We start from the raw sequence: 26,117 nt of genomic DNA on the forward strand, positions 1-26,117 counted from the left end.
AAGATCTGTGCCGCTGCCGCACAGCTCGCCCGGGCTTCGGGCGGAGGCGACGAACCGGATGAGCGTCAACGACATCGGCCTGGCCACCTATGCGGCCCGCGAGGGGCGCGCCCGCGCCTGGCGCCACTGGCTCTGGCTGGTGACCGCCGCGACCGACGCGGCGACCGTCGCCCTGATGGTGGGGCTGGTGTCGCTGGCCTATCACCTGCCGGTCTATGGCGATCCGCGGGCCGACAAAGTGACTCTTGAACTCGCCCTGATGCTGGCCGCGATCTTCGTCTTCGTGAACGCGACGCGCGGCCGCTACCAGCTGGCCAATTATCTCTCGACCAAGGGACAGATCACGTCCGCCTTCGCGGTCTGGAACCTGACCATGGTGGCCTTCGTCGCGATCCTGTTCCTGGCCAAGATCGCCGACCACTATTCGCGCGGTGTCGTCCTCGCCAGCTACCTCGCCGGCATCCCCGTCATCGCGCTCGCCCGCTCGGCGATGGTGCGGACGATCTCGATCGGCAGCAAGACGGGCCGCATCACCACCGAGCGCGTCTTCCTGATCGGCCGCGAGCCCGACGTCATGTCCTTCGTCTCGCGTCACCAGCCCTGGAACGTCGGTTTCGCCATCGTCGATGTCGCATTCCTGCGCAGCAACGACGCCCGCCGGATCAACGACCCGGCCGCCGCACTGGCCGCGGATCTGGCGAGCGCGGTGGCGAACTGCCGGAGCAAGCAGCCGGACTCCGTCTTCATCGCCCTGCCATGGTCGGACCAGGAGACCATCGATGCCTGCATCGACGCCTTCATGAACCTGCCGGTGGCGATCCACTTGACGCCCGAGCGGATCATGGACCGCTTCGACCGGCCGCTCATCATGCGCACCGGCAGCCTGACCAGCCTGCGGCTCAACCGGCCGCCACTCTCGGCGCTGGAGATCGCCCTGAAGCGGGGCTTCGATCTCGTCGCCGCCGCGCTCATCCTGGTGCTGTGCGCGCCGCTGCTCCTCCTCGTGGCCGCCCTGATCCGGCTCGACTCGCCGGGCCCGGTGCTGTTCCGCCAGCGGCGCTACGGCTTCAATCAGCAGGCCTTCCGGATCTTCAAGTTCAGGACCATGACCACCACCGACGACGGCGCCGTCATCGTCCAGGCGAAGCGCGACGACCCGCGCGTGACGCGCATCGGCCGGATCCTGCGCCGCTACAACATCGACGAGCTGCCGCAACTCCTCAACGTGCTCGCCGGCCACATGTCACTGGTCGGGCCCCGGCCGCATGCGCTGGCCCATGACCGCGCGTTCGAACGCAAGATCGCGCTCTACGCCCGGCGCCACAACGTCAAGCCCGGCATCACCGGCTGGGCCCAGGTCCACGGGCTGCGCGGCGAGACCGACACCGACGACAAGATGGCCAAGCGCGTCGCCTATGACCACTGGTACATCGACAACTGGTCGATCTGGCTCGACATCGCGATCCTGCTCAGGACGGTCCTCAGCCGGAAGGCCTTCATGAACGCGCGGTAAGGGCTCCGATTAGGAAACAAAAGAGACGTTGAGCAGGCGCCAGTCGGTAAGCCTCTCCCCAGCGACCATAACATGGTCATACCATCCGTCACCGTAAGCGACGACCGTGCCCGCCCCGTCGCGGCCGAGATATACCGCACTCCGACTCGTCGGCGGCGTGCCGGTGTCGGTGACGACCGCGACGCCGTTGCGGGCGACGGAGCGGCCGGTTCCGTCGAAGGCACAGGCGGCGGCATAGCTGCCGGTGCGCAGATCGGCCCCCGCCGCCGTGGCGAGCTGGGCCGAGCCGTCCATCAGCACCGAGAGCCGGTTCGACTGGGCGCGCAGCAGCGAAGAGGCGCCGTTGACGCCGACAATGCGGGCCGCGTTGCGCTCCAGCCTCTGGCCGCGCACCACCAGCGTCGCGGCGCTGCGCTGGAGCAGAGCCTCCAGTACCGGCGAGAACTCGGCGCTCTCGGCGGCCCGGCTCACCGCGGCGCCCGCGGTCGCGATGGAGGGCGAGGCGAAGCTGTTGGCCTCGAGCTGGGCGAGGCGGACATCGCCACTTATCGTCAGCGTGAGCGTGCCCGCCGCCGGGGTGAAGACGAGCGAGACGCGGCTTGCGGCGCCCGCCCCCGCCAGCGGCCCCGCGCTCGACGCGCCCGAAAGCGCGATGCTGCCGGTGCCGGTGAAGGAGAGCGCATAGCTCTGCGCGGTCACCGCCACGCTCTGGCTGGCCGGGGCGGCGCTGTTCAAGAGCAGATTGGCGGAGGCGCCGTTGAGCGCGAGCTGGCGGCGCCCGTTCGTCCAGTCGAAGCGCGGCTGGTCGGCGGCGAGATCGGCCCGCAGAATCCCTTGCGCATCGAGATAGGAGCGCGCCGGCCCCGAGCTGCAGGTGAAGGCGATCAGCTCGGCAAAGCTCGCCGCGCGCTTGACCCGCAGCGCCGCCGCGCTCGCCCCGGCGATGCCGGCGAGCGGAACGGTGGTGATCGCATAGCGATCGGCATTGAAATCGGCGATCGCGGCCAGCTCCGCATAGGCCGGCGCCTCGTACCAGGCGCGCGCGCCCGCGCGGTTCAGGCGGGCGAGATCGAGCGGGTCGCGCCGGCGGCGCGTCAGGGAGACGGGCTGTGCCACCATGGTCAGCCCCAATATTCCAGCGAGCCCTTGCAGGCCGTCGCCGCCCGCAGGCACAGATGCGTCGCCGCCGGCGGCAGGCGCCTCGTTCCGGGATTGAGCACGCTGCCGGCGCCGTCCGTGGCGGTGGACAGCGGCAGGGTCAGCGCCGTGTCGACGAGCCCCGCCTTGACCCGGACGTCGCCGTCGAAGGAGAGCGCGACGAAGCGCGCGCCCGCCGGCACGGCGACGCGCAGCAGCGTGTCGGCCGCCAGCACGATGTCGTGCACGGTGTCGGAGAATTGCGGCGCCTGCGCCAGGCGCCCCGCATTCAGCGGAAACTCTTCATGGAAGGAAAGCATGGTCTGGCCCCTCGCTGGTTGACGAGGGGCCAGACTAGGCCGGCCCCGGGGGACCGGGGATAAGGAGCCGGACGGCTGCGGAGGGCTGCTTATCGGAAGCGAAGCAGCACACATGCCCCTCAAGCAGCGTCCTGTCTGCCTTTCGATGCGTTGAGTGATGCACCTCGGCCGACATCCACATAGGTGAAGCCCTTGGCGCGGACCTGCTCGGCCCGATAGACGTTGCGCAGATCGACCAGGACCGGCGCGGCCATAGCGGCCTTGACGCGGTCGAAATCGAGCGCGCGGAAGATGTTCCACTCGGTCACGATCACCGCGGCATGGGCACCTTCGACGCATTCATAGGCATCGTTGCAGTAGACGACGCCACTCGGCAGCATCGCCTTGGCCTGCTCCATCCCCTCCGGGTCGAAGGCGCGGATGGTGGCGCCGCCGTCCTGCAGGGCCGTGACGATCGACAGCGACGGTGCATCACGCATGTCGTCCGTATTCGGCTTGAAGGTGAGGCCGAGCACGGCGATCGTCTTGCCGCGGACCGAGCCGCCGCAGGCGGCGACGACCTTCTTCGCCATGGCCCGCTTGCGCAGGTCGTTCACCGAGACGACGGCCTCGACGATCCGCGACGGGGTGCCGTAGTCCTGCGCCGTCTTGATCAGGGCCAGCGTGTCCTTCGGGAAGCAGGAGCCGCCATAGCCGGGGCCGGCATGCAGGAACTTGCTGCCGATGCGGTTGTCGAGCCCCATGCCGCGGGCGACGTCCTGGACATTCGCGCCAACCTGCTCGCAGAGATCCGCCATCTCGTTGATGAAGGTGATCTTCGTCGCCAGGAAGGCGTTGGCCGCGTATTTCGTCAGTTCGGCGGTGCGCCGGCTGGTGTTCAGGATCGGCGCGCTGTTGAGGTAGAGCGGCCGGTAGACATCGGCCATCAGCGCCTGGGCGCGCAGATCGTCCGTGCCGATGACGATACGGTCCGGCCGCTTGAAATCGTCGATGGCCGCGCCCTCGCGCAGGAACTCCGGATTGGACACGACGGCGAAATCGGCATCGGGACGCAGTTCGCGGATGATCCGCTCGACCTCGTCGCCGGTCCCCACCGGAACGGTCGATTTGGTGACGATGACGGTATAGCCATTGAGCGACTGGGCGATCTCGCGCGCCGCCGCATAGACATAGGACAGGTCGGCGAAGCCGTCGCCGCGACGCGACGGCGTCCCCACCGCAATGAACACCGCGTCAGCCCTGGCGACCGGCCCCGCCAGATCGGTGGTGAAGGAGAGCCGGCCCGCCTCCGAGTTGCTGCGCACCAGTTCCGAGAGGCCGGGCTCGAAGATCGGGATTTCGCCCTGCTTCAGCGCCGCGATCTTGCTCTCGACCTTGTCGACGCAGACGACCTCGTGCCCGAAATCCGCGAAACATGCGCCGGACACCAGCCCGACATAACCTGATCCGACCATGACGATCTTCATCGGAGTCTCCCTAACGTCGCTCCAAGCCAGTCTTGATTCGGGCGGATGCATCGGTGGTCGCGCCGAAACCCGTCGTCGCGTTACCGATCACGGCCCCCATCACGCGGGCGCCGGTGTCACCCGTTTACGCTCTTGCGTAGATGTCCTCGATCCGAATGATGTCGTCCTCGCCGGTATAGCTGCCGACCTGGACCTCGATCAGTTCGAGCTCGATCTTGCCGGGGTTGCACAGCCGATGCGCGCATCCGATCGGAAGATAGATCGACTCGTTCTCGTGAATGTGGCTGACGCTGCCGTCCAGCGTCACCTCCGCCGTGCCGCGCACCACGACCCAGTGCTCCGAACGGTGGAAATGCTTCTGCAGGCTGAGCTTGGCACCGGGCTTCACATTGATGCGCTTCACCTGGAAGCGGGAGCCGATGTCGATCCGCTGGTACCAGCCCCAGGGGCGGTAGATCCGCAGATGTTCGGTCGCCTCGGGGCGGCCTTGCTGCTTCAGCGTCTCGACCAGCCGCTTCACATGCGGCGCCGCTGATTTGGACGCCACCAGCACCGCGTCGCGCGTCGCGACCACCACCATGTCCGTCAGCCCGATCGTGGTCAGCAGCATCTCGTCGCTGCGCAGGAGCGAGTTGGTGGTGTCGAGTGCGACCACAGGACCGCGCAGCACGTTGCCGTCGCCATCCTTGTCCATCACCTCATGGATCGAGTCCCAGGCGCCGATGTCCGACCAGTCGAACCCGGCCGCGATCACCCCCGCATGCTGCGTCTTCTCCATGACGGCATAGTCGATCGAGATCCGCGGGGCCCGGCCGAAGGCGCGGCCATCGAGGCGGATGAAGTCGAGGTCGGTGGTCGCGCCGTCGAGCGCCTCGCGCGCCGCCGCGATGACATCGGGGGCAAAGCGGGTCAGCTCCTCGATCATCGTCGGGGCGGCGAAAACGAAGTTGCCGCTGTTCCACAGGAAGCCCTGGTCAAGATAGCCCTGCGCCGTCGCGGCATCGGGCTTCTCCACGAAGCGCTTCAGCCGCTTTGTCCGGGCGTCGCCGAGAGCCTCGCCCGCCTCGATGTAACCATAGGCCACAGAGGGCGCCGTCGGCACGATGCCGAGCGTCACGATCAGCCCGGTCGCGGCGAACTCCGCCGCTGCCAGCGCGTCAGCCCGGAAAGCGGCGGCGTTCTCGACGACATGGTCGGCCGCCAGCGCGACGGCCACGGCATCGGGCGCGACGCGGCTCGCGAGCAGGGCCCCGACCGCGATGGCGGCAGCGGAATCACGTCGCTCCGGCTCGAGCACGATCTGCCCCTCGACCCCCACCACCTGCATCTGCTCGGCGACGATGAAGCGGAACTCATGGTTGGTGATCACGATCGGCGGCAGGAAGGGAGCCCCCTTCACGCGCAGCAGAGTCGCCTGGAACGTCGACAGGTCGTCCTCGAGCAGCGCGATGAACTGCTTGGGCATCGAATCCCGGGACAGGGGCCACAGCCGCGTTCCGGCCCCGCCTGCCATGATCACAGGAAGGATCAACGTCATTTCGACACTTTCTCCCGGTTTCTCGCGGGCACGCAAATAAGGCTTGGGAGCCGCACGTTACGGGCACGTGCGCGCGTGCCCCACCGGTCCTACATGGCTTGAACGCCCGAATCCATCTCGCGGCATTGCGGAGCTTAAGAATGAGCTAGCCCGCGCAGTTGACCATTTGGTGTCGGCCTGTCCTGCGCATTCGCCGTGCCCTCACGTCTTGGCTGCGCGGGCCAGGCGCGGCTTGCCACCCCGCGTCATGCCGCCACCGGAGCCGATGCCGAACCAAGCCAAGCCTCTTCGAGGCCGGCCGTCAAAATCGGGTCGACGCAGACCAGCGCGTGCTGCCGCATCCCCTGCGCCTCCCTCGCGATCGACCGGCTGACGAAGGCCTTGTAGCCCAGCCAGGACCCGATGACGCGCGAACAGCCCCCGCAGGAAACCGGAGCCTCGTCGGCAACCATCGCGGGGATGACGATCGAGGGGGCCCCGCATTCACAGGCAGAGAACTGTCCCAATACGGGCGTGCCGGTCACGATCGACTCCCCTTGCAGGCTCATGGCAAAATTCCCAGCAATATCGGGGCCAACCATCTCGCATCCGCCGGACGCAGTGGCGATTGACGGCTGGGGGGCGAGCGATCCGGTCGACGGCCTCAGCCGTCCGATCGCCGCGGGGTCGCGGCGATCTCAGCGGCCATCCGCAGGAGGTAGCCGCCGTAATCGCTCTTGGCGAGCCGTGCCCCGAGGGCCTCCAGCTGGGCAATGTCGATCCAGCCGCGCCGGCAGGCGATCTCCTCCGGGCAGGCGATGCGCAGGTCCTGCCGGCCCTCGAGGGTCCGGACGAACTCGCCGGCCTGCAGCAGGCTGTCGGGCGTCCCGGTGTCGAGCCAGGCGAAGCCGCGCCCCATGCGCTCGACCGACAGCTGGTCGCGCTCGAGATAGAGGCGGTTCACATCGGTGATCTCGAGTTCTCCGCGAGTCGACGGCTCGAGCGACGCGGCGATCTCGACCACCTGCGCGTCATAGAAATAGAGGCCCGTCACCGCCCAGTTCGAGCGCGGCACCTTCGGCTTCTCCACGATGGAGGTCGCTTTCCCGTCGGCGTCGAAGCTGACGACGCCATAGCGCTCGGCATCCCGCACCTGATAAGCGAAGACCGTCGCGCCCGCCTCGCGTCGGCGCGCACGCTTCATCAGCTCGGGCAAACCGTGCCCGTAGAACAGGTTGTCGCCGAGGATCAGCGCCGACGGGCCGCCGGCCACGAACTCGGCTCCGATCAGATAAGCCTGCGCCAGCCCGCCCGGATGCGGCTGCTCGGCATAGCTCAGCGACAGGCCCCACTCCGCGCCGTCGCCGAGCAGGCGCTGGAAATGCGGCAGATCCGTCGGGGTCGAGATGATCAGGATCTCGCGGATGTCCGCCAGCATCAGCGTCGTCAGCGGATAATAGATCATCGGCTTGTCATAGACCGGAAGCAGTTGCTTCGAGACCGCCAGCGTCATCGGGTGCAGCCGCGTGCCGGAGCCACCGGCGAGAATAATGCCCTTCATGAAATCGGCCCCGTTTCCCCGCCTTTGAGCAGCCTAGTCACGCAGGCGGTGGCGGCCCCGCGCCAATGCAGGAGTCTGATGCCGTGAGTGGCCGCGAGCTTCGCACCGTCCAGCCGCGAATTCGCCGGCCGACGCGCCGGCGTCGGATAGTCGGCGGTGGCGATGCGGCGCACCCGGACCGGGCGGCGCCCGGTCGCCGCGGCCTCGGCGAACACGGTCTCGGCCAGTTCGGCCCAGTTCGCCTCGCCCTGCGCCGCCATATGGAAGACGCCGCGCAGAGCCCGATCGGCGGGCGAGCCGACGAGGTTCCGCGCCACGGACAAAACCGCATCCGCAATGTCGAGTGCGGAGGTCGGGCAGCCGGTCTGGTCGCAGACGACAGAAACCTCCTCGCGCTCCGCGCCGAGCCTCAGCATGGTCCGGACGAAGTTCGTCCCGAACGGGCTGTAGACCCAGGCGGTCCGCAGGATCGCATGATCGGGCGTGGCCGCCGCCACGGCCTGCTCGCCGGCGAGCTTGCTGCGTCCATAGGCCGAAATCGGCCCCGTCGCATCGTCCTCGCGATAGGGGCGCTCGAGCGAGCCGTCGAAGACATAGTCGGTCGACAACTGGATGACCGGGACGCCGAGCCCGTGCGCCGCAGCCGCCACCGCCCCGGCCCCGACCGCATTGACGGCGAAGGCCCGCGCCTCTTCCGCTTCCGCCCGGTCCACCGCGGTGAACGCGGCTGCATGGACCACGACATCGGGGCGCGCGGCCGCCAGGGCCGGCGCGATCGTCTCGGGGTGCTCCAGATCGAGTTCGGGCCGCCCGACGGCGAGCAGAGCGACGCCCTGGCCGCCCGCGCGCTCCGCGAGCGCCCGCGCGACCTGACCTTCGCGCCCGGTAACGACGACCCTCACGCGAAATACCGCGGCAGATCGGCCAGACGGGGATGGCGGCGATCCTTGTCGGACAGGATCAGTGTCTCCGGCGCAAAACCCCAGTCAATCCCGATCGCCGGGTCGTCGAAGGCCACGCCGCGGTCATGCTCGGGCGCATAGGGAGCGCTGACCTTGTAGAGCACCTCGGTGTCGGGCTCGAGCGTGACGAAGCCATGCGCGAACCCCGCCGGCACCAGCAGCTGCCACCAGTTCTCCGCCGAGAGTTCGACGGCGACGAACTTGCCGAAGTCCGGCGACGAGGCGCGGATGTCGACCGCGACGTCGAGGATGCGCCCGCGCGGCACCCGCACCAGCTTGTCCTGGGCGAAGGGAGGCGCCTGGAAATGCAGGCCGCGCAGCGTCCCGACCGCTGCCGAGAGCGAATGATTGTCCTGGACGAAGTCGAGCGTGATGCCCGCCTCGGCGAAGGCCGAGCGGCTGTAGGTCTCGGAGAAGAAGCCGCGATGGTCGCCGAACCTCTTCGGCTGGATGATCTTCACATCCGGCAGCGCGGTCGGCTCGACAAGCAGCATGCTCACTGTTCTCCCGGCAGGCCGGCCACCGCGGCCGTCCCCAGCCGCTCGCCGCGATAGACGCCGGAGCGGATGTCGCCCCACCAGTTCCGATGGGCCAGATACCATTCCACGGTCAGGCGCAAGCCGCTGGCGAAGTCGCGGCGCGGGCTCCACCCGAGCTCGCGGCCGATCTTGCCCGCATCGATGGCGTAGCGCGCATCATGTCCGGGCCTGTCCGCGACATAGGTGATCAGTCGTTCATGCGGCCCCGACGGGTCAGGCCGCAGCCCGTCCAGCAGCGTGCAGATGGCGCGCACCACATCTCGGTTCGACAGCTCGTTCTGCCCGCCGATGGCATAGGTCTCGCCGGGCTCGCCCCTCTCGGCGACGAGAAGCAGCGCCTCGGCATGGTCCTCGACATAGAGCCAGTCGCGAACGTTCAGCCCGTTGCCGTAGATCGGCAGGGGTTTGCCCTCGATCCCGTTGATGATCATCAGCGGGATCAGCTTCTCCGGGAAATGATAGGGCCCGTAATTGTTCGAGCAATTGGTGATGAGCGTCGGCAGGCCGTAGGTGTGGTGCCAGGCCCGCACCAGATGGTCGGATGCGGCCTTGGAGGCCGAATAGGGCGAGGTCGGCGCATAGGCCGTCGCCTCGTCGAACAGGCCGTCCGGCCCGAGCGAGCCGAACACCTCGTCGGTCGAGACATGGTGGAACCGGAAGCGGGCCCGCCGCTCCCCGGCCAGGCCACGCCAATGCCTCAGCGCCTCCTGCAGCAGCACGAAGCTGCCGACGATGTTGGTGTCGATGAAGGCAGATGGTCCGTCGATTGAGCGGTCGACATGGCTCTCGGCCGCCAGATGCAGCACGATGTCGGGATCGACCTCGGCGAAGATCGCCCGCATTCGCTCGCCATCAGCGATGTCCGCCTTCTCGAAGCGGAAGCGCGGATCGGCGGCGACCGGCGCCAGCGAGGCGAGATTGCCGGCATAGGTCAGCTTGTCGACGACGCAGACGCTGTGGCCGGTTTCGGCGATCAGCCTGCGTGTGACGGCCGAGCCGATGAACCCCGCACCGCCGGTAACCAGAAACCGCAAAGACGCCGGCAATACCGTTCTCGCTCCCGTTGGACGCGCGCATATAGGGCGCGCGGGCGCTCAGCGTAAACCCCGTGGCCCGGCCCGCCTCGGCTCAGCGGCCCTGCCATTGCGGCGGCCGCTTGCCGAGAAAGGCCTCCATGCCTTCGCGGAAATCGGCGCTGTCATAGCACATCACCACGAGGTCCTCGCCGCCCTCGGCGGGCACCGACGCGTTGACGATGCGGCGCAGCGCCTCCTTCGTGGCCCGCATCGTCAGCGGCGCATGGCCGGCGATGGTCTCGGCCAGTTCGCGGGCCCGGCTCATCAGCGCCGCATGATCGGCGAGAATCTCGCTGTAGAGACCGATGCGCTGGCCCTCCTCCGCTTCGATCAGCCGTGCCGTGAAGACGATGTCCTTGACGCGGGCCGGTCCGAGCAGGGCCGCGAGCCGGGCGTAATTGGCCATCGACAGGCAGTTGCCCAGCGTCCGCGCGATCGGAAAGCCGAAGCGCGCAGACGCCGTCGCGATGCGGATGTCACAGGCGCAGGCGATGCTGGCGCCGCCGCCCGTCACCGCCCCGGCGATCGCCGCGACGAGCGGGATCGGGCAGCACTCGATCGCGGCGAGCACGCGCTCGATCTTGTCTTCATAGTCCAGCGCATCCTGCGGCGAGGCGAAGCTGCGAAACTGCGCGATGTCCGTACCGGCGGCGAAGGCGCGGTCGCCGGCCCCGGTGATGATCAGCACCCTGGGGGCCCCATACGCCGCCGGATCGGCGCAGATCGCCGCCACCCGCTCATACATCGCAAAGGTCAGAGCATTGCGCGCCTGCGGGCGGTTCAGCGTGATCGTGCCGATCCCGTCGTCCACCGCGTAGAGAATCTCGTCGTCCATGCGCTCGCTTCCATCGGCAGCCGGGGGAGCGGGACTATCCGGTCAGGCCTCCACCGCGTCAACGGCGGTAGCCCCCGTCGCGAAGTCACGCCCCGGCGCCGCCTCGATCAGGGCCCGCGTATAGGCATGGGCCGGCGCGGAGAACACCTGCGAGGTCGCGCCCTGCTCGACGATCACCCCCTTCTCCATCACCACGATCCGGTCGCAGATCTGGGCCGCGACCCGCAGGTCGTGGGTGATGAACAGGATCGCCAGGTTGAAGCGCTCCTGGACGTCGGCCAGAAGGGCCAGCACCTGCTTCTGGACGGAGACGTCGAGCGCCGAGACCGCCTCGTCCGCGATCAGGATCTCCGGTTCCATCGCCAGCGCTCGGGCGATCGCGATGCGCTGGCGCTGACCTCCGGAGAACTGGTGCGGATAGCGCTCGAGCGCATTCGGCTGCAGACCGACCAGACCCATCAGGTCGCGGGCGCGCTGCAGCGCGTCCGGTTCGCTCAGGCCGAAATTCATCGGCCCCTCAATGATCGAGGCGCCGACCGTCCGGCGCGGGTTGAGCGACCGGAACGGATCCTGGAACACGACCTGGATCTTGCGGCGATAGGATCGCAGCCGCCGCTCGGGCAGTGGCGCGATGTCGATGTCGGGCACCAGGATGGAGCCGACGCTGGGCGGCATCAGCCGCGCGATGCAGCGCGCCACCGTGGTCTTGCCGGAGCCGGACTCGCCGACGATTCCGACCGTCTCGCCGCGCCGGACCCGGATCGCGACATCCTTCGCCGCATGCACGACCCGCTCCTTCCGGAACAGCGCCTTGGAGCTGTAGGTCTTGCCGAGCCCCACCGTCTCCAGCGCCAGCGGCCCGAGCACCGGCTTGCGCTGCGCCGGCTTCAGGCTCGGCACCGCCCCGATCAGCATCTGCGTGTAGGGATGCTGCGGCCGGGTCAGGATATCGGCGGCGGGCCCCTGCTCGACGACCCGCCCCTTCTCCATCACCACGACCCGGTCGGCGATCTCGGCGACCACACCGAAATCATGGGTGATGAACAGCACGCCCGTGCCGCGGCGGCTCTGCATGTCCTTGATCAGCTTCAGGATCTGCGCCTGCGTCGTGACGTCGAGCGCCGTCGTCGGCTCGTCGGCGATCAGCAAAGCGGGATCGAGGATCAGCGCGGCGGCGATCATCACGCGCTGGCGCTGCCCGCCGGAGATCTGGTGCGGATAGGAGGCGTGCATCCGCTCCGGTTCGGGCAGGCGCATCGATTCCAGCATGGCGAGCACCTGCGCGCGCCGCTCGGCGGGGCCGAGAGAGGTGTGGATGCGCAGCACCTCCTCGATCTGGTCGCCGATCGTCAGCACGGGATTCAGCGCCGTCATCGGCTCCTGGAAGATCATCGCCATGCGGTCGCCGCGCAGCGCCCGCAGCCGCTGCGGCGTCGCCGCCAGCACATCCTCGCCTTCCAGGCGGATCGCACCCGCCACCGGCTTCAGCGCCTTGGCGAGCAGCCCCATCACCGAGAAGGCGGTGACGGATTTGCCCGAGCCCGATTCCCCGACGACGCAGACGATCTCGCCGGCATCGACGCTCAGCGAGACGTCCTCGACCGCGAAGGCCCGGTCGCCACCGCCGGGCAAAGCGATGCTCAGTCCCGCGATCTCCAGGACGGGTGTCTGTCCCTCGCTCATCGGCCGGCCATCTTGGGATCGAGGGTGTCGCGCAGGCCGTCGCCCAGCATGTTGACCGCCAGCACCGTCAGGGCGAGGAAGATGCCCGGATAGAGGATGTTGTGCGGGAAGACGCGGAAGAGGTTGCGCCCCTCGGCCATGATGTTGCCCCAGGTCGGGATCTCCGGGGGGATGCCGATGCCGAGGAAGGACAGGATCGCCTCGACCAGGATCGCCGAAGCCGCGATGAAGGTGCCCTGCACGATCAGCGGCGCAATGGTGTTGGGCAGGATGTGCCGGACCATCAGCTTGGGCAGCCGCGTCCCGGCCATGATCGCGGCCTCGACATAAGGCTCCTCGCGGACCGACAGCACGATCGAGCGCACGACCCGCACCACGCGCGGGATCTCCGGCACGATGATCGCCACGATCACCGACACCAGGCCGCTGCGGAACAGCGAGACGACCGCGATGGCGAGCAGGATGCCGGGTATCGCCATCAGCCCGTCCATGAAGCGCATGATGATGCCGTCGAGCGGGCGCACATAGCCGGCCACCAGCCCGATCACGAGCCCGATGGCGATCGCGATCGAGGCGACGGACACCGCGATCAGCAGCGAGACGCGCGCCCCATAGACGACGCGGCTGTAGACGTCCCGGCCCAGCGAATCGGTCCCCATCCGGTGCTTGAACACGGTCGCGGTGCCGTCATCGGCGCGGATCGTCCGCTCGAAACCGGGCAGGCGGTTGCGCGTGCTCGGGTTGATCGCGGTCGGGTCGAGCGTGCCCAGCCACGGCGCGAACAGGCCGATCATGGTCATCAGCAGCAGGACCGTGCCGCCGATGGCGACGACCGGGTTGCGCACGAGCCGCTTCATCATGGTGCGGGCCGGCGTGACCGGCTCGGCCACGGCCGGAGCGAGGAGGGTCGGCTCGGTACTCAATAGCGGATCCTCGGGTCGAACAGGCTGTAGGCGAGGTCGATCAGCAGGTTGATGCCGACATAGACGCCCGAGAACAGGAGGATCACCGCCTGGATGGTGGGATAGTCTCGGGCCAGGACCGCATCGACCGTCAGCCGGCCGAGACCGGGGATCGAATAGACGCTCTCGGTCACCACCACCCCGCCGATCAGCAGCGCGATGCCGATGCCGATGACGGTGACGATCGGCACCGCCGCGTTCTTGAGCGCGTGGCGGAACAGGATCTTGCGCTCGACCTGCCCCTTGGCGCGGGCCGTGCGGATATAGTCCTCGTTCAGCACCTCGAGCACGCTCGCCCGCGTCATCCGCGCGATCAGCGCGATGTAGATCACCGACAGCGTGACCGCCGGCAGCACCAGCCGCTGCAGGAAGCCACTGAGCCCGCCCGAAAGCGGCTGGTAGCCCTGGACCGGGAACCAGCCCAGTGTGATCGCGAAGACGTAGATCAGCGCATAGCCGATCACGAAGACCGGGACCGAGAAACCCAGCACCGAGAAGCCCATCACGATCCGGTCGATCCAGGAGCCGTGCTTGTAGGCCGCGAGCACACCCAGCGGGATCGCGACGCTGATCGCGATCAGCATCGTCGCGAAGGCGAGCGACAGCGTCGGCTCGATGCGGCCGATGATCAGCTCGCCGATCGGCTTCTTGAAGAAGAAGCTCTCGCCGAGGTCGCCCCGCATCAGGTTGCCGACCCAGATCAGGAACTGGGTCAGGATCGGCTGGTCGAGGCCGAGGCGGTTGCGGATCAGCGCGATCTGCTCGGTCGTCGCGTTGTCGCCAGCGATCACCGCCGCCGGGTCGCCCGGCGTCAGGCGCAGCATCAGGAAGACCAGGACCGCGACGATCACCAGCACGGGGATCGTCGCCAGCAGGCGCCGCAGGATGTAGCCGAGCATCAGCGCCGGATCCGCAGGGTCAGCGTCGCCACCTCACTTCTTCTCGACGTTCCAGAACACCGGCGCCGGCGCGGTCAGGATGCCGGTGAGGCTCTTCCGCGCCGCGATCGGCACATTGTACTGGCCGAGATGGACATGGGTGACGACCTCGCGCCAGCGCATCTGGACCGCTTCCGCGATCGCCTTCTGCTTCGCCGGATCGGGCTCGCGGGCGAAATCGTCGCGCAGCTTCTCCATCTGCTCGTCGCAGGGCCAGCCGAAGGCCGCCTTGTCGCAGCTCGCATTGAAGAAGCCCGCCATCACCGGGTTGAGGATGTCGGCCGAGACCCAGGAGGTCTGCATCACGTTCCAGCCGCCCTTGTCGATCGGGTCCTTGCGGACGCGGCGCGACACCACGGTCTGCCAGTCCGAGGACTGCATATCGACCTTGAAGCCGCCCTTCTCGAGCAGCTGCTTGGCGACCGGCCCGAGATTGGTCAGCGACTGCAGGTCGGTGGAGTGCAGCAGCACGATCGGCTTGCCGTCATAGCCGGCCTCCTTCAGCAGCTCCTGCGACTTCCTGAAGTTCGATTCCAGCAGCCCCTCCATCCCCTTCTCGGAGGCGAGCGGGGTGCCGCAGACGAACATGGCCTTGCAGGGCTGGTAGTAGTCGGGGTTGCCGACCGTCGCCTCGAGGAAGTCCTTCTGGTTCAGCGCATAGGTCACCGCCTGGCGCACCTTCGGATTGTTGAAGGGCGGCTGGGTGTGGTTGAAGCGCATCGTGTACTGCAGGCCGAGCGGGTTGTAGTTCCACAACTTGATGTTCTTGTCGCCCGCCAGCAGCGGGATCAGGTCGAAGGCCGGCTGCTCGACCATGTCGATCTCGCCGGCGAGCAGCGCGTTGACCGCCTGCTGCTGGTCGGACACCGCGAGCCACTCGATCCGGTCCACCTTCGCGACCTTGCCCCCGGCCAGCCCCGACGCCGGCTCCGCGCGCGGCTTGTAGTCCTTGAACTTCGTGTAGACGATCTTGTCGCCCGGCTTCCATTCATCGGCCTTCAGCACGAACGGGCCAGACCCGATGAACTCCGAGATCTGCGTGTTGGGGTCGGTCTTCGCGACGCGCTCGGGCATCATGAAGGGGACGTTCGACGACGGCTTGCCGAGGCCGAAGATCAACAGGCCCGTCGGGGACTTCAGCTTCACCGTGAAGCTCTTGGCGTCGTCGGCGGTGATCGTGTCGACGAAGGTCATCAGCTTCTGGCCGACCGGGTCCTTGGCCGACCAGCGCCGGATCGAGGCGATGCAGTCCTCGGAGGTGACGGGCTTGCCGTCATGCCAGAGCAGCCCGTCGCGCAGCTTGAAGGTATAGGTCAGCTTGTCCGGCGACTCGGTGAAGGTCTCGACCATCTGCGGCTTGATCGCGCCGGCCTCGTCCATCGAGAACAGCGTGTCGTAGATCATGTAGCCGTGGTTGCGGACGATATAGGCCGTGGTCCAGATCGGATCGACGATCTTCACGTCCGAATGCATCACGATCTTCAGGGTCTGCGCCTGCGCCAGCGACGTGCCGGCGATGATCGCGCAGGCGGCCACCAAAGTCTTCAAATGCCCTGCCATGGTGCTCTCCCTCCGACTGTCGTGCGCGTTCGGCGCATCGCGATCTATGCAGGCCCTGTGCCACCGGGCGGCGCATGCTCGCCCGGCATCCTCACGCGGTCAACCGCGCCAGCAGCCCGGCCATCAGGCGCGTCCGCTGCAGCAGGCTGCCCACCTCGATATGCTCCTCCAGCGTGTGATAGCCGGCTCCGAGCAGACCGAGCCCGTCCAGCGAGGCCAGGCCCTCGGCCCCGGTGAAATTGGCGTCCGAGCCGCCGCCGGCCGAGTCGTGCCCGAGGCTCCAGCCCAGCTCCTGCGCCACCTCGCGGGCGAGCCCGAACAGCTTCAGCGTCGCCTCGCTGGGCTCCCAGACCGGGCGTGTGACGCCGCGCGTGACCATGAAGCGCGTGCCGTCGGCGTTCTGCGCGCCGAGCGCCAGCATCCGCTCCACCCCGCGGTCGAGATCCGCCTGCCGCTTCGCCATGCTGAGCGCCTCCGCCCGGCAGGTCGTCGGCACGCAATTGACCCATTGCCCGCCCTGGATCACGCCGACGCTGAAGGTGCAGTCGTCATCCGTCATCGCCTCGATCGCGAGCAGCTGCTGCGCCATCATGCTGATCGCGGAGCGGCCGTTCTTGAGCTGGGAGCCGGCATGGCTCGGCCGCCCCTCGGCCAGCAGGTTGAAGCGTGCGATCGCATAGCGCCCGGTGACGACGCCGTTGCCCGGCCGCCCCGGCTCGGGAACCAGGATGAAGCGGTGCCGGCGCGCCTGCTCGAGGATCAGCTCGCGCGTGCCGGGGCTGCCGATCTCCTCGTCGCTGGTGAAGAGCACGCTGACCGGCAGCGGCGTCTCGATCCCCGCCTTGGCCAGCGCGATGATCGCCTGCAACCCGGCATAGGCGCCGCCCTTCATGTCGAGGATGCCCGGCCCGTAGCAGCGCCAGCCGTCGCGCCGGAAGGGCAGCGTCTTCAGCGTGCCGACCGGATGCACCGTGTCGAGATGCGACATCATCAGGATGCCGGGTTCGCCCTGCAGCGGATGCGGGAAGTCGCCGCGCACGCAGTCGCCGAGCCCGGGCGGGCCGGGAAAGCGCGTGACGCTCGCCCCCGCCGCGACGAGTTCGCTCGCCGCGAAATCCATCATCCGGTTCACGGCCGCGACGTCGAAGGTCGGGCTCTCGCATTCGATCCAGGGCCGCAGGCCCGCGAGCAGGCTGTCGAGATCGAGGGGCAGATCGGCGGGGTTCATGCGGGGCGCTCTCAGGCTTTGCTGCGCGTTTCGACGAGGCGCGCCAGCAGGCTCGCCCCGATCGGCAGGATGCCGTCATCGAGCACGAAGGCCGGGTTGTGGACCGGCACGCTGCCGGCGTGTCCCACCCAGGCATAGGCGCCCGGCACCATGCGCAGCATGTCGGCGAAATCCTCGCTGCCCATCACCGGCTTCGGCTCGGTCAGGACGTTGCCCGCGCCGACGATCTCGGTGGCGACAGCCGCCGTCGCGACCGCCTGCTCGGGGTGGTTCACCAGCACGTCGAAGATGCCGCGGATGTCGATGTCGATCTGCACGCCGAAGGTCAGCGCCATTCCGGCGCAGATCTCGCGCATGCGCTCGCGGATCAGCTTGGCGATCTCGGGCGAGAAGGTTCGCACCGTGCCGGCCAGCACCGCCTCCTCCGGGATCACGTTATAGGCCGAGCCGGCATGGATCTGCGTGATCGACAGCACCGCCGCCTCGCGCGGATCGGCGTTGCGGCTGACGATCGTCTGCAGCGCCGCCGCCAGCGAGATCGCGACGATGACCGGGTCGCGCCCGACATGGGGCATGGCGCCATGGCTGCCCTTGCCGGTGATCTTGATGTCGAAGAAATCCGCGCCCGCCATCGCCGGACCGGGGAAGACCGCGATCTGGCCGGGGTCGAGATTGGGGGCGTTGTGGATGCCGTAGATCTCGTCGCAGGGAAAGCGCTCGAACAGGTTGTCGGCGAGCATGGCCCGGGCCCCGCCGAGCCCCTCCTCCGCCGGCTGGAACACGAAGATGGCGGTGCCCGCAAATCCACGATTCTCGGCGAGATAGCGCGCCGCCCCCAGCAGCATCGTGGTGTGGCCGTCATGGCCGCAGGCATGCATCCGGCCCGGAATGGTCGAGCGCCAGGGCAGGTTGGTGATCTCGTCCATCGGCAGGGCGTCCATGTCGGCGCGCAGGCCGATGCGCCGGCCCGGCCCGCCCGTGCCTTCGAGGATACCGACCACGCCGGTGCCGCCGATGCCGCGATGCACCTCGATGCCCCAGGCCGCCAGCTTCTCAGCGACAATGCCCGACGTCCGGACCTCCTCGAAGCCGATCTCGGGATGGGCGTGGAGATCGCGGCGGATGGCGACGAGCTCGTCCGTGAAGGCCTCGATCGCGGTCAGGGCAGGCATGGCAAGCAACTCCGGGACGGTTGGGGGGCGATCAGCCGAAGACAGGGCCGAGCGGCGCGGTGCGCAGGCCCGGGCGCAGATGCTTCCAGGGCAGAACGGAAGGATCGACCGGCATCGGGCCGGGCGCAGCACAGACCAGAATCGAATGCGCGATCGGCTCGAAATCGGCGCGGAAATGCACCGAACTCTTGTTGACGAGGATCGCCTGCTCGGTCGGCTCGATGCCGACCTGCCGGTACATCGCCTGGTCGGCCATCTGCGCCTTGCGCGAGGCGACGACGATGCGGACCCCGCCGATCCGAAGCGCGGCGCAGGGACCGAGATTCATCCGCGATCCTCCGAAGAACGGGCCGGGCGCCACGAAGCGCCCGTCCGACAGCTGCTCGACGACGAACTCGCCTTCGAGCGGGACATCGCCGGGAATCCCGGATTTGGCCCCGAGCGCAGCCCGGATCGTCGCACCGACACCCGCCTCATGCGCTTGGCGCGCCGCCTCGGGATCGACGATCAGCCCGATCGCCGCCCGCTGCGCGCCGTTGCGGACGAGCGCGCGCGCCATGCCCATCGTGTCCGAATCGCCGCCCGCACCCGGATTGTCCTGCGTGTCGGAGATGACGATCGGCTTTGTCGCCCCTTGCGCCAGCGCCATCGCAGCCAGCACGCCCTCGTCCGGTGCGAAGACCTTGCCGTTGAAGGCCGCCTCGCTCGCCATCACGCGCGCCGTTACAGCGTTGGCCGCCCGGTCAGCGTCTCCTTGCGTCGCGCCATAGGCGACGACGGTCGGCCCGCAATCGGCGAAATCGGCGGCCGGAAAGCCCGGCAGGAAGGAGAGCGTCGGCACGCTCTCGCCCTCCAGCGCCGCGAGCTCGGCATAGATCATCGCGCACGGCTCCATCGCGGTGGCCTGCCAGGCGATCGGGATGAGGTAGGGAATCTGCCGGAAGGCCTTCGCGTCACGCTTCGCCGTGCCGATCAGCCGCGCGAGATAGGTCGTCGCGCGGCTGCCCGTCAGCGCCATGTCGACATGGGGGTAGGTCCGGTAGGCGACGAGCGCATCGGCGCTGTCGACCATCAGCTGCGTGACGTTGCCGTGCAGGTCGAGGCTGGCGACGAGCGGCACGTCCGGGCCGATGGCGGCCCGCACCCGCCGCAGCGTCTCGCCCTCCCCGTCGGGAAAGCCTTCCGCGACCATGGCGCCGTGCAGATCGAGATAGACCCCGTCCAGCGGCAGCGCCGCAGTGATGGCCTCCACCAGCTCGTTCAGCAGCGTCTCAAAGGCCTCCGCCGTGACATGGGCGGAGGGGCTGGCGGCGCACCACAGCGTCGGCACCATCTCCCAGCCCAGCCCGCGCGCCGTCTCGACGAAGCCCGACGCGCCGACATTGACGTTGCGCACCGCCTCGTACACGGCCCCGCCCCGCGCCAGCGACGGCCAGCCGCCACCCTGGACGAAGGCGTCGAGGCCCGCCTTGCTCGGTGCGAAGGTGTTGGTCTCGTGCAGGAACCCGCCGAAGGCGATGCGAGGCGACATGGGCGGGGGACTCCGGAGCGCAGGCGAGACGGGGCGCAGGTCATCACGCCCGACCGATCGCTTCAAGGCCGAAATCGCGTCGGCTGCCTAAGGCAGAGGCAACCCGACCGCCTCCCCTGAGGTCACTTCTCGACGAAGGCGCGCTCCACCACATAGGTCGCCGGCGTCGAGCTCGAGCCCTCGACGAAGCCGCGTCCCTCGAGCTGGACCTTCATGTCCGCCAGCATCGCCGGGCTGCCGCAGAGCATGACGCGGTCGCTCTCGGCATCGGCGACCGGCAGGCCGAGCGAGGCGAACCAGTCCGGCGAGGCGAACAGCTCGGTCACGCGGCCGCGGTTGCGGTACTCCTCGCGGGTCACGGTCGGGTGATAGATCAGCTGGCTGGCGACCATCTCGCCGATCAGCTCGTCGGCCGGCAGCTCCTCGCGGATGAAGGTCTCGTAGGCCAGCTCCGAGACCAGCCGCACACCATGGACCAGCACCACCTTCTCGAAGCGTTCATAGGTCGCCGGATCGCGGATCAGGCTCATGAAGGGCGCAAGCCCGGTGCCGGTCGACAGGAAATACAGGTTGCGGCCGGGTACCAGATTGTCATGAAGCAGCGTGCCGGTGGCCTTGCGGCCAATCAGGATCTCGTCGCCGGGCACGATCTTTTGCAGCCGCGAGGTCAGCGGGCCGTTCGGCACCTTGATGCTGAGGAATTCGAGTTCCTCGTCATAGGGCGCGCAGGCCATGCTGTAGGCGCGCAGCAGCGGGCGCCCCTCGACCATCAGGCCGATCATCGCGAACTGGCCGGCCTCGAAGCGGAAGGCGGGATTGCGGGTGGTGCGGAAGCTGAACAGCGTATCGTTCCAGTGATGGACCGACAGGACCTTCTCGACAAACTGGTTGCTCATGCTCGCGTCTTCCGTGCAGCCCGTTGCGTTCCGCATCGCGGGGCGAGGCCGTCCGGCGGTGCGCGGCCACTCCTCTGCGAAGCCGGCGCGGAAGGCAAGCCGTTCCCTGCCTGCGATGGCGCCATCTTTGCTCAGGGGACTTGCAAATGGCGCAGCCTGCCGCCCTCGCCCGGGCCCGCGCGCCCCGCGTGGGTCGCCCCGGCGCCGAACCTCCGCTATGTCGGATGCGCGCCGCAGGGACAAAGCGAGCGACACCGGAGCGACCATGACCATCCGCGCCCAGCTGATCGAACGCTTCCTCCGCTATGTCGCGGTCGAGAGCCAGAGCGACGCCAAGGGGACGACGCTGCCGACGACGCCGGGCCAGCAGCGCCTGGCCGATCTGCTGGCCGGGGAACTGCGCGCGCTCGGCCTCGCCGACGTCGTCGTCGACGACCACGCCACCGTCACGGCGGTGAAGCGCGGCAACCGTCCGGGCGCACCGCGGATCGGCTTTATCGCCCATCTCGACACCGTCGATGCCGGCCTGTCCCCGGTCATCCGGCCGCAGATCCTGCGCTTCGAGGGCGACGATCTCTGCCTCAACCACGAGCAGGACATCTGGCTGCGGGTCGCTGATCATCCCGAGATCGCGCGCTGGAGCGGCGCCGACATCCTGTTCGGCGACGGCACCAGCGTTCTGGGAGCCGACAACAAGGCCGCCATCGCCATCGTCATGACGCTGCTGGCGACGCTCGGCCCGGATGACGCCCATGGCGACATCGCCGTCGCCTTTGTTCCCGATGAGGAGATCGGGCTGCGCGGTGCCAAGGCCCTCGATCTTGCGCGATTCCCCTGCGACTTCGCCTACACGATCGACAGCTGCGAGGTCGGCGAGGTGGTGATCGAGAATTTCAACGCGGCGGCCGGCGAGATCGTCTTCACCGGCGTCAGCGCCCATCCGATGTCGGCCAAGGGCGTGATGGTCAACCCGCTGCTGATGGCCCATGATTTCATCGCGGCCTTCGACCGCGCCGAGACGCCGGAGCACACCGAGGGCCGCGAAGGCTATGTCTGGTTCATCGAGCTGACGGCGCATGCCAGCCAGGCCCATCTCAAGCTCGCCATCCGCGACTTCGACCGGGAGAGCTTTGCCCGCCGCAAGCGCAAGGTTGCCGAAGTCGCGGACGCGATTGCCGCCCGCTATCCGACGGGGCGCGTCTCCTGCAGCGTCACCGACACCTATGGCAACATCTCCGACAGCCTGGGCGATGATCGTCGCAGCGTCGATCGGCTGCTGGCAGCGATGGCCGAACTGAAGATCGAGCCGAAGCTGATCCCGATGCGCGGCGGCACGGATGGCGCGGCGCTGTCGGCGCGGGGCCTGCCCACGCCGAACTTCTTCACCGGCGCCTACAACTTCCACTCGCGCTTCGAATTCCTGCCGGTTCCCGCATTCGAAACCGCATTCGCGGTCGCGCGGGCCCTGTGCAGGGAGCCGGCGGGAACGGAGCCTCTCAGCTGAGGCTGCGACCGAACCCGGCCGCCCAGATCTCGCCGATGGCAGGCTCGTCCGCGAAGCCCGCGACATAGGCGGCGCAGGACGCCTCTGCCGCCATTGCCGCGCCGCGGCCATCGGCCAGCCGCCGCAGCAGGCCGATCTTCAGCGGACAGGAAGAGGCGCCGGCCATGCCCGAGGCCTCGCCGAAGTCGCAGAGACAGCTCGCGCAGGGCAGTGCCGGGACCGTGCGGCCCGGCTTCGGGGACAGTTCGCGGCTGAGGCTCATCGATCGGGTGTCCGGGCGGTTGACGTAGAGACGCCGAGACGAGCCTGCAACGCAAAGCCTCACCGGCGCGTTAACCCGGGTGGCCTGACGGCCACGGAATCGCTCATCGCGAGCCTTCGCCTAATACAACGGCATTTTAACCACGGCCGACGATGCTGCCGGAGACCGTGGCCCTCAGGGACGACCCATGCCCACCAAAACCTCCCATCGCGTCATCGATCAGGGATTGCGCGACGAGGTCTACGTATCGCTGGTCCGGTCGCTCTATGCCGACCCGCGCACGCTGATCGTCGGGTCGAGCGGGACGGTTCTGGCCGCCTTCGTCACGGGCTTCATGACGGGTCATCCCGCCTTCTATGGCTGCGCCTTTGTCCTGCTGGCCCTCGCCCTGGTCCGGGCCGCGGACGTCGCGCAGTTCCGGGTCGCCGCCAAGCAGATCCGCGATCCGCGCGAAGCGACGCGCTGGGAAATCCGCTACACCGTCTTCTCCTCGATCTACGTCTTCGTCCTCGGCCTCTGGTCGTTCCTCACCTTCGCGCTGCAGGCCAGCCCGCCGGTCCAGCTCCTCGCCTTCTCGATGACGCTGGCCAACATGATCGGCGTCGCCGGCCGCAATTACGGCAGCCGCATGCTGGTGATGACCCAGTTGAGCTTTGCAGGCGTGCCGCTGCTCGCGGGCCTGACGCTCGGTGGCAACAGCCATTATGCGATCGTGGCCTGCGTGCTTGCGCCCTTCCTGCTGAGCTTCAAGACCATCGCCGACAAGCTGCGGGCCACACTGACCACTGCGGTGGTCTCGGCCAAGCATGAGCGGCTGCTCGCGGCCCGCCTGGAGGCCGCGCTCGACAACATGGCGCATGGCCTGTGCATGTTCGACCAGAACGGCATGCTGTCGCTGGTCAACCGCCGCCTGCCGGCGATCGTCGGGCTGCCGGCCGGTCTGGCGGAACCCGGCCGCCGCATCGGGCGCTTCCTGGTCCGCTGCCGGCGCGCCGGACTGATCGGCAGCACCCAGCTTCGCAGTCTGGTCCTGGCAGCCCGTCTCGCCCTGCGGGATCACAGCGAGGCACGGCTGACCACGACCCTCGCCAGTGGCCGCATCCTTGAACTCACCTTCCGCGCCTCGGGCGCCACCGGCACCGTCGTCGTGATCGAGGACATCACCGAACAGCGCCAGCAAGAGGACACGATCCGCCAGCTCGCGCTCTACGACCCGCTGACCAGCCTGCCCAATCGCAGCCTGCTGAAGGCTCATCTCCAGTCGCTGATCGGCGAAGCCGGCAAGAGTTTCGCGATCCTGTTCATCGACCTCGATCACTTCAAGAAGATCAACGACACGCTGGGCCACCCCTGCGGCGACGCACTGCTGGTCGAGGTGGCCAGGCGTCTCACGGCCCTGCTCGATGGTGCCTCGCTGATCGCCCGGCTCGGTGGCGACGAGTTCGTGGTCGTGATCCCGGACGTGACCGACCGCGCCAGGCTGGAGGCCATCACGGCGCGGGTCAGCGCCAGCCTGCTCCAGCCCTACGAGATCGAGGGCAATGCGATCGTCAGCAGCGCGAGCATGGGCATCGCCATCAGCCCCGACGATGGCCGCGACCCCGACATCGTCATCCGCAACGCCGATCTCGCCCTCTATGATGCGAAATCGAGCGGGCGGGCGTGCGCGCGCTTCTACGACAGCAGCATGATCGAGGTGGCGCGCGCGCGCCGCATCGTCGAACTCGACCTGCGCGAAGCCCTGGCCCAGGACCAGTTCGAACTCTTCTACCAGCCCATCGTCGCCATCGGCACGGGGCGGATCACCAGCTGCGAGGCCCTGCTGCGCTGGCGCCACCCCGAACGCGGCATCGTCGCCCCGGGTGACTTCATCGGAATCGCCGAAGAGGTCGGCCTGATCACGCAGATCGGCTGCGTGGTGCTCGACAAGGCCTGTCGCGAGGCCATGCTCTGGCCCGACAGCGTGTCGGTGGCGGTCAACATCTCGGCCATCCACTTCCGTGGCGACGCGATCATCGAGGACGTCGCCGGGGCACTCGGGCGCAGCGGCCTCGATGGGTCGCGCCTCGTCATCGAGCTGACCGAGTCGGCCCTGATGCAGGATGATGCGCAGGCGCTCTCGATCCTGGTGCGCTTGCGGGAAATGGGCGTCCGTATCTCGCTGGACGATTTCGGCACGGGCTATTCCAGCCTGAGCTATCTGCAGTCCTTCCCCCTGCAGAAGATCAAGATCGACCGCTCCTTCGTCTCCGGCCGGCGCGAGACGCAGAAGGACCAGACGCTGCTCGTCGGCATTGCCCGGCTGTGCAAGGAACTCGGTCTGACGGTGGTGGCCGAGGGTGTGGAGACGGCCGAACAGCTCGACAATCTCGCCAAGATGGGGGCGATCGACGAGGTTCAGGGCTATCTCCTCGCCCGCCCGCAGCCGACGCCGCTGGTGCGAGACCTGATCACCGCCTTCGCGGCGCGCTCGCTGACAGCCAAGGTCGAGCGGCTGCCGCTGCGCCGGGGCCTCCGCTGAGATCGACGACCGTCGCGGCATCGCGCCTGCCGAGCGTCACATCTTCGTCGCAGTGGCGCGCAATCTGATCCGAACGACCTAACGGCAGCCAGAAACTTGGGCAGCCCGCGCCTTGACGCTCCCGTGATCGCAAGACGATGGTTAACTTCAGTTAACCATCACCGGTCACATCATGGTCCAAGCCGTCGCTCACCAGGGATCGTCCTTGAACGATCGCGTCATGCGGGCGCTCGAGCGGGTCGACTATCGCCAGGCCCTGTCGCGCGAGGACCGGGAGCAGGTCTTCAACCTGCGCTACCGGGCCTATCTGCGCGAGGGTGCGATCGCCGCCAGTGAGGACGAGCGCTTCACCGACCCCGTCGACGACCAGCCCAACTGCCTGATCTTCGGCGTCTATGCCGATGACGAACTGGCGGGCGCGATCCGTCTCAGCGTCACCGTCCCCGGCCTGCCGCAGATTCCGACCGCGCAGGTCTTCCCCGACACCGTGCTGCCCCAGATCGAGGCCGGGCGCGTGCTCGTGGACCCCACGCGCTTCGTCGCCGATGCGCGCTGGTCGCGGGAGCTGCCGGAACTCGCCTATCTCACCCTGCGCCTGCCCTGGCTCGCCATGGAGCAGTTCGAAGCGGACGTGATGCTCGCGGCGGTCCGGCCCGAGCACTACCCGTTCTACCGACGCCTCTGGGGCAACACCGTGGTCAGCCCGCCGCGGCTGTATCCCGGCCTTGCCAAGCCGGTCATGCTGTCGCAGCTCGACTTTCCCAGGGCCGTCTCGCGCGTCGAAACGCTCTACCCCTTCTTCCGCGCCCGCGAGGACGAACGCGCGACGATTTTCGGCACGAATCCGCTGACCTGGCTGCCGGCGGCAGCGGCCAACCGGGCTCAGCCGATTCGGACCTGAACGCGGAAAGTCGCTTCCCGTTCCGCGCGCCGAC

At 68.3% G+C, this 26,117-nt stretch carries 23 protein-coding genes; 4 read left to right on the forward strand and 19 right to left on the reverse strand.

Annotated features, from left to right (window positions below; translation table 11 throughout):
• The first annotated feature begins 58 nt into the window (after positions 1–58).
• On the forward strand, positions 59–1,513 hold the full coding sequence (locus BSY19_RS23090; protein WP_069056203.1) for an undecaprenyl-phosphate glucose phosphotransferase: 1,455 nt from the start codon (positions 59–61) through the stop codon (positions 1,511–1,513).
• Positions 1,514–1,522: 9 nt separating this feature from the next.
• Here the strand turns inward: BSY19_RS23090 and BSY19_RS23095 are convergent, their stop codons facing one another.
• The 18 genes from BSY19_RS23095 to BSY19_RS23180 form a co-directional block, all read right to left on the reverse strand.
• Positions 1,523–2,632, reverse strand: a complete 1,110-nt coding sequence (locus tag BSY19_RS23095; RefSeq protein ID WP_069056204.1) for a hypothetical protein — start codon at positions 2,630–2,632, stop codon at positions 1,523–1,525.
• Between the two features lie 2 nt (positions 2,633–2,634).
• Positions 2,635–2,970 (reverse strand): hypothetical protein, encoded by a 336-nt coding sequence (locus tag BSY19_RS23100; protein WP_069056205.1) that lies wholly within the window; start codon positions 2,968–2,970, stop codon positions 2,635–2,637.
• A 119-nt stretch (positions 2,971–3,089) separates the two neighbouring features.
• Positions 3,090–4,436: a UDP-glucose dehydrogenase family protein gene (locus BSY19_RS23105; protein ID WP_069056206.1), complete on the reverse strand. Its 1,347-nt coding sequence runs from the start codon at positions 4,434–4,436 to the stop codon at positions 3,090–3,092.
• A 124-nt stretch (positions 4,437–4,560) separates the two neighbouring features.
• A complete protein-coding gene (locus tag BSY19_RS23110; RefSeq protein ID WP_069056207.1) occupies positions 4,561–5,973 on the reverse strand; it encodes a mannose-1-phosphate guanylyltransferase/mannose-6-phosphate isomerase in 1,413 nt (470 codons plus the stop codon).
• A 245-nt stretch (positions 5,974–6,218) separates the two neighbouring features.
• Positions 6,219–6,554 (reverse strand): hypothetical protein, encoded by a 336-nt coding sequence (locus BSY19_RS23115; RefSeq protein WP_069056208.1) that lies wholly within the window; start codon positions 6,552–6,554, stop codon positions 6,219–6,221.
• A 62-nt stretch (positions 6,555–6,616) separates the two neighbouring features.
• Positions 6,617–7,513 carry a glucose-1-phosphate thymidylyltransferase RfbA gene (gene rfbA, locus BSY19_RS23120; RefSeq protein WP_069056209.1) on the reverse strand — a complete coding sequence of 299 codons (897 nt, stop codon included), beginning with the start codon at positions 7,511–7,513 and terminating at the stop codon, positions 6,617–6,619.
• The gene (gene rfbD, locus BSY19_RS23125; RefSeq protein ID WP_069056210.1) at positions 7,510–8,415 is read right to left on the reverse strand and encodes a dTDP-4-dehydrorhamnose reductase; all 906 of its coding nucleotides are present in this window, start codon (positions 8,413–8,415) and stop codon (positions 7,510–7,512) included. Before rfbD ends, rfbA begins: the two co-directional genes overlap by 4 nt.
• On the reverse strand, positions 8,412–8,969 hold the full coding sequence (gene rfbC, locus BSY19_RS23130) for a dTDP-4-dehydrorhamnose 3,5-epimerase (RefSeq protein ID WP_069056211.1): 558 nt from the start codon (positions 8,967–8,969) through the stop codon (positions 8,412–8,414). Before rfbC ends, rfbD begins: the two co-directional genes overlap by 4 nt.
• Before the next feature lie 2 nt (positions 8,970–8,971).
• Positions 8,972–10,048, reverse strand: coding sequence for a dTDP-glucose 4,6-dehydratase (gene rfbB, locus BSY19_RS23135; RefSeq protein WP_069056212.1), 1,077 nt, complete (start codon positions 10,046–10,048; stop codon positions 8,972–8,974).
• 94 nt (positions 10,049–10,142) lie between these two features.
• On the reverse strand, positions 10,143–10,925 hold the full coding sequence (locus BSY19_RS23140; RefSeq protein WP_069056213.1) for an enoyl-CoA hydratase/isomerase family protein: 783 nt from the start codon (positions 10,923–10,925) through the stop codon (positions 10,143–10,145).
• 42 nt (positions 10,926–10,967) lie between these two features.
• Positions 10,968–12,608, reverse strand: a complete 1,641-nt coding sequence (locus tag BSY19_RS23145) for an ABC transporter ATP-binding protein (RefSeq protein ID WP_069056214.1) — start codon at positions 12,606–12,608, stop codon at positions 10,968–10,970.
• Positions 12,605–13,531, reverse strand: a complete 927-nt coding sequence (locus BSY19_RS23150) for an ABC transporter permease (RefSeq protein WP_069056215.1) — start codon at positions 13,529–13,531, stop codon at positions 12,605–12,607. The genes BSY19_RS23145 and BSY19_RS23150 overlap by 4 nt, the downstream gene beginning before the upstream one ends.
• Entirely contained in the window at positions 13,528–14,469 is a 942-nt protein-coding gene (locus BSY19_RS23155; RefSeq protein ID WP_069056216.1) for an ABC transporter permease, read from the reverse strand. The genes BSY19_RS23150 and BSY19_RS23155 overlap by 4 nt, the downstream gene beginning before the upstream one ends.
• A gap of 33 nt (positions 14,470–14,502) precedes the next feature.
• Complete coding sequence (locus tag BSY19_RS23160) at positions 14,503–16,068, reverse strand: ABC transporter substrate-binding protein (RefSeq protein WP_069056217.1); 1,566 nt, start codon at positions 16,066–16,068, stop codon at positions 14,503–14,505.
• Between the two features lie 91 nt (positions 16,069–16,159).
• A complete protein-coding gene (locus BSY19_RS23165; protein ID WP_069056218.1) occupies positions 16,160–17,296 on the reverse strand; it encodes a M20/M25/M40 family metallo-hydrolase in 1,137 nt (378 codons plus the stop codon).
• 11 nt (positions 17,297–17,307) lie between these two features.
• Positions 17,308–18,468: a M20 aminoacylase family protein gene (locus tag BSY19_RS23170; protein WP_069056219.1), complete on the reverse strand. Its 1,161-nt coding sequence runs from the start codon at positions 18,466–18,468 to the stop codon at positions 17,308–17,310.
• 31 nt (positions 18,469–18,499) lie between these two features.
• A complete protein-coding gene (locus tag BSY19_RS23175) occupies positions 18,500–19,999 on the reverse strand; it encodes a M81 family metallopeptidase (RefSeq protein ID WP_069056220.1) in 1,500 nt (499 codons plus the stop codon).
• 122 nt (positions 20,000–20,121) lie between these two features.
• Positions 20,122–20,895 carry a ferredoxin--NADP reductase gene (locus BSY19_RS23180; protein ID WP_069056221.1) on the reverse strand — a complete coding sequence of 258 codons (774 nt, stop codon included), beginning with the start codon at positions 20,893–20,895 and terminating at the stop codon, positions 20,122–20,124.
• Positions 20,896–21,160: 265 nt separating this feature from the next.
• Between BSY19_RS23180 and pepT the strand changes: the two genes are divergently transcribed.
• On the forward strand, positions 21,161–22,399 hold the full coding sequence (pepT, locus tag BSY19_RS23185; protein ID WP_069057334.1) for a peptidase T: 1,239 nt from the start codon (positions 21,161–21,163) through the stop codon (positions 22,397–22,399).
• Here pepT and BSY19_RS23190 read toward each other — a convergent pair.
• A complete protein-coding gene (locus BSY19_RS23190; protein ID WP_069056222.1) occupies positions 22,392–22,661 on the reverse strand; it encodes a hypothetical protein in 270 nt (89 codons plus the stop codon). The two genes, pepT and BSY19_RS23190, sit on opposite strands and share 8 nt — an antisense overlap.
• A gap of 187 nt (positions 22,662–22,848) precedes the next feature.
• Here BSY19_RS23190 and BSY19_RS23195 point away from each other — a divergent pair, with 187 nt between their 5' ends.
• Both BSY19_RS23195 and BSY19_RS23200 read left to right on the forward strand, forming a co-directional pair.
• Entirely contained in the window at positions 22,849–25,182 is a 2,334-nt protein-coding gene (locus BSY19_RS23195; RefSeq protein WP_069056223.1) for a putative bifunctional diguanylate cyclase/phosphodiesterase, read from the forward strand.
• A gap of 205 nt (positions 25,183–25,387) precedes the next feature.
• Positions 25,388–26,083, forward strand: a complete 696-nt coding sequence (locus BSY19_RS23200; RefSeq protein ID WP_150129704.1) for an N-acyl amino acid synthase FeeM domain-containing protein — start codon at positions 25,388–25,390, stop codon at positions 26,081–26,083.
• Positions 26,084–26,117: the final 34 nt, after the last annotated feature.

This window comes from Bosea sp. RAC05 (assembly GCF_001713455.1).
GTDB lineage: Bacteria > Pseudomonadota > Alphaproteobacteria > Rhizobiales > Beijerinckiaceae > Allobosea.

Excerpts from the sequence above, each read along its gene's own strand:
- BSY19_RS23180 (WP_069056221.1), bottom strand. The coding sequence starts at position 20,895 with ATGAGCAACCAGTTTGTCGAGAAGGTCCTGTCGGTCCATCACTGGAAC.
- BSY19_RS23115 (WP_069056208.1), bottom strand. The coding sequence starts at position 6,554 with ATGGTTGGCCCCGATATTGCTGGGAATTTTGCCATGAGCCTGCAAGGG.
- BSY19_RS23165 (WP_069056218.1), bottom strand. The coding sequence starts at position 17,296 with ATGAACCCCGCCGATCTGCCCCTCGATCTCGACAGCCTGCTCGCGGGC.
- BSY19_RS23155 (WP_069056216.1), bottom strand. The coding sequence starts at position 14,469 with ATGCTCGGCTACATCCTGCGGCGCCTGCTGGCGACGATCCCCGTGCTG.
- rfbC (WP_069056211.1), bottom strand. The coding sequence starts at position 8,969 with ATGCTGCTTGTCGAGCCGACCGCGCTGCCGGATGTGAAGATCATCCAG.
- BSY19_RS23100 (WP_069056205.1), bottom strand. The coding sequence starts at position 2,970 with ATGCTTTCCTTCCATGAAGAGTTTCCGCTGAATGCGGGGCGCCTGGCG.
- BSY19_RS23110 (WP_069056207.1), bottom strand. The coding sequence starts at position 5,973 with ATGACGTTGATCCTTCCTGTGATCATGGCAGGCGGGGCCGGAACGCGG.
- pepT (WP_069057334.1), top strand. The coding sequence starts at position 21,161 with ATGACCATCCGCGCCCAGCTGATCGAACGCTTCCTCCGCTATGTCGCG.
- rfbA (WP_069056209.1), bottom strand. The coding sequence starts at position 7,513 with ATGAAGGGCATTATTCTCGCCGGTGGCTCCGGCACGCGGCTGCACCCG.
- BSY19_RS23175 (WP_069056220.1), bottom strand. The coding sequence starts at position 19,999 with ATGTCGCCTCGCATCGCCTTCGGCGGGTTCCTGCACGAGACCAACACC.
- BSY19_RS23145 (WP_069056214.1), bottom strand. The coding sequence starts at position 12,608 with ATGAGCGAGGGACAGACACCCGTCCTGGAGATCGCGGGACTGAGCATC.
- BSY19_RS23105 (WP_069056206.1), bottom strand. The coding sequence starts at position 4,436 with ATGAAGATCGTCATGGTCGGATCAGGTTATGTCGGGCTGGTGTCCGGC.
- BSY19_RS23170 (WP_069056219.1), bottom strand. The coding sequence starts at position 18,468 with ATGCCTGCCCTGACCGCGATCGAGGCCTTCACGGACGAGCTCGTCGCC.
- BSY19_RS23160 (WP_069056217.1), bottom strand. The coding sequence starts at position 16,068 with ATGGCAGGGCATTTGAAGACTTTGGTGGCCGCCTGCGCGATCATCGCC.
- BSY19_RS23195 (WP_069056223.1), top strand. The coding sequence starts at position 22,849 with ATGCCCACCAAAACCTCCCATCGCGTCATCGATCAGGGATTGCGCGAC.
- BSY19_RS23140 (WP_069056213.1), bottom strand. The coding sequence starts at position 10,925 with ATGGACGACGAGATTCTCTACGCGGTGGACGACGGGATCGGCACGATC.
- BSY19_RS23090 (WP_069056203.1), top strand. The coding sequence starts at position 59 with ATGAGCGTCAACGACATCGGCCTGGCCACCTATGCGGCCCGCGAGGGG.
- BSY19_RS23095 (WP_069056204.1), bottom strand. The coding sequence starts at position 2,632 with ATGGTGGCACAGCCCGTCTCCCTGACGCGCCGCCGGCGCGACCCGCTC.
- BSY19_RS23190 (WP_069056222.1), bottom strand. The coding sequence starts at position 22,661 with ATGAGCCTCAGCCGCGAACTGTCCCCGAAGCCGGGCCGCACGGTCCCG.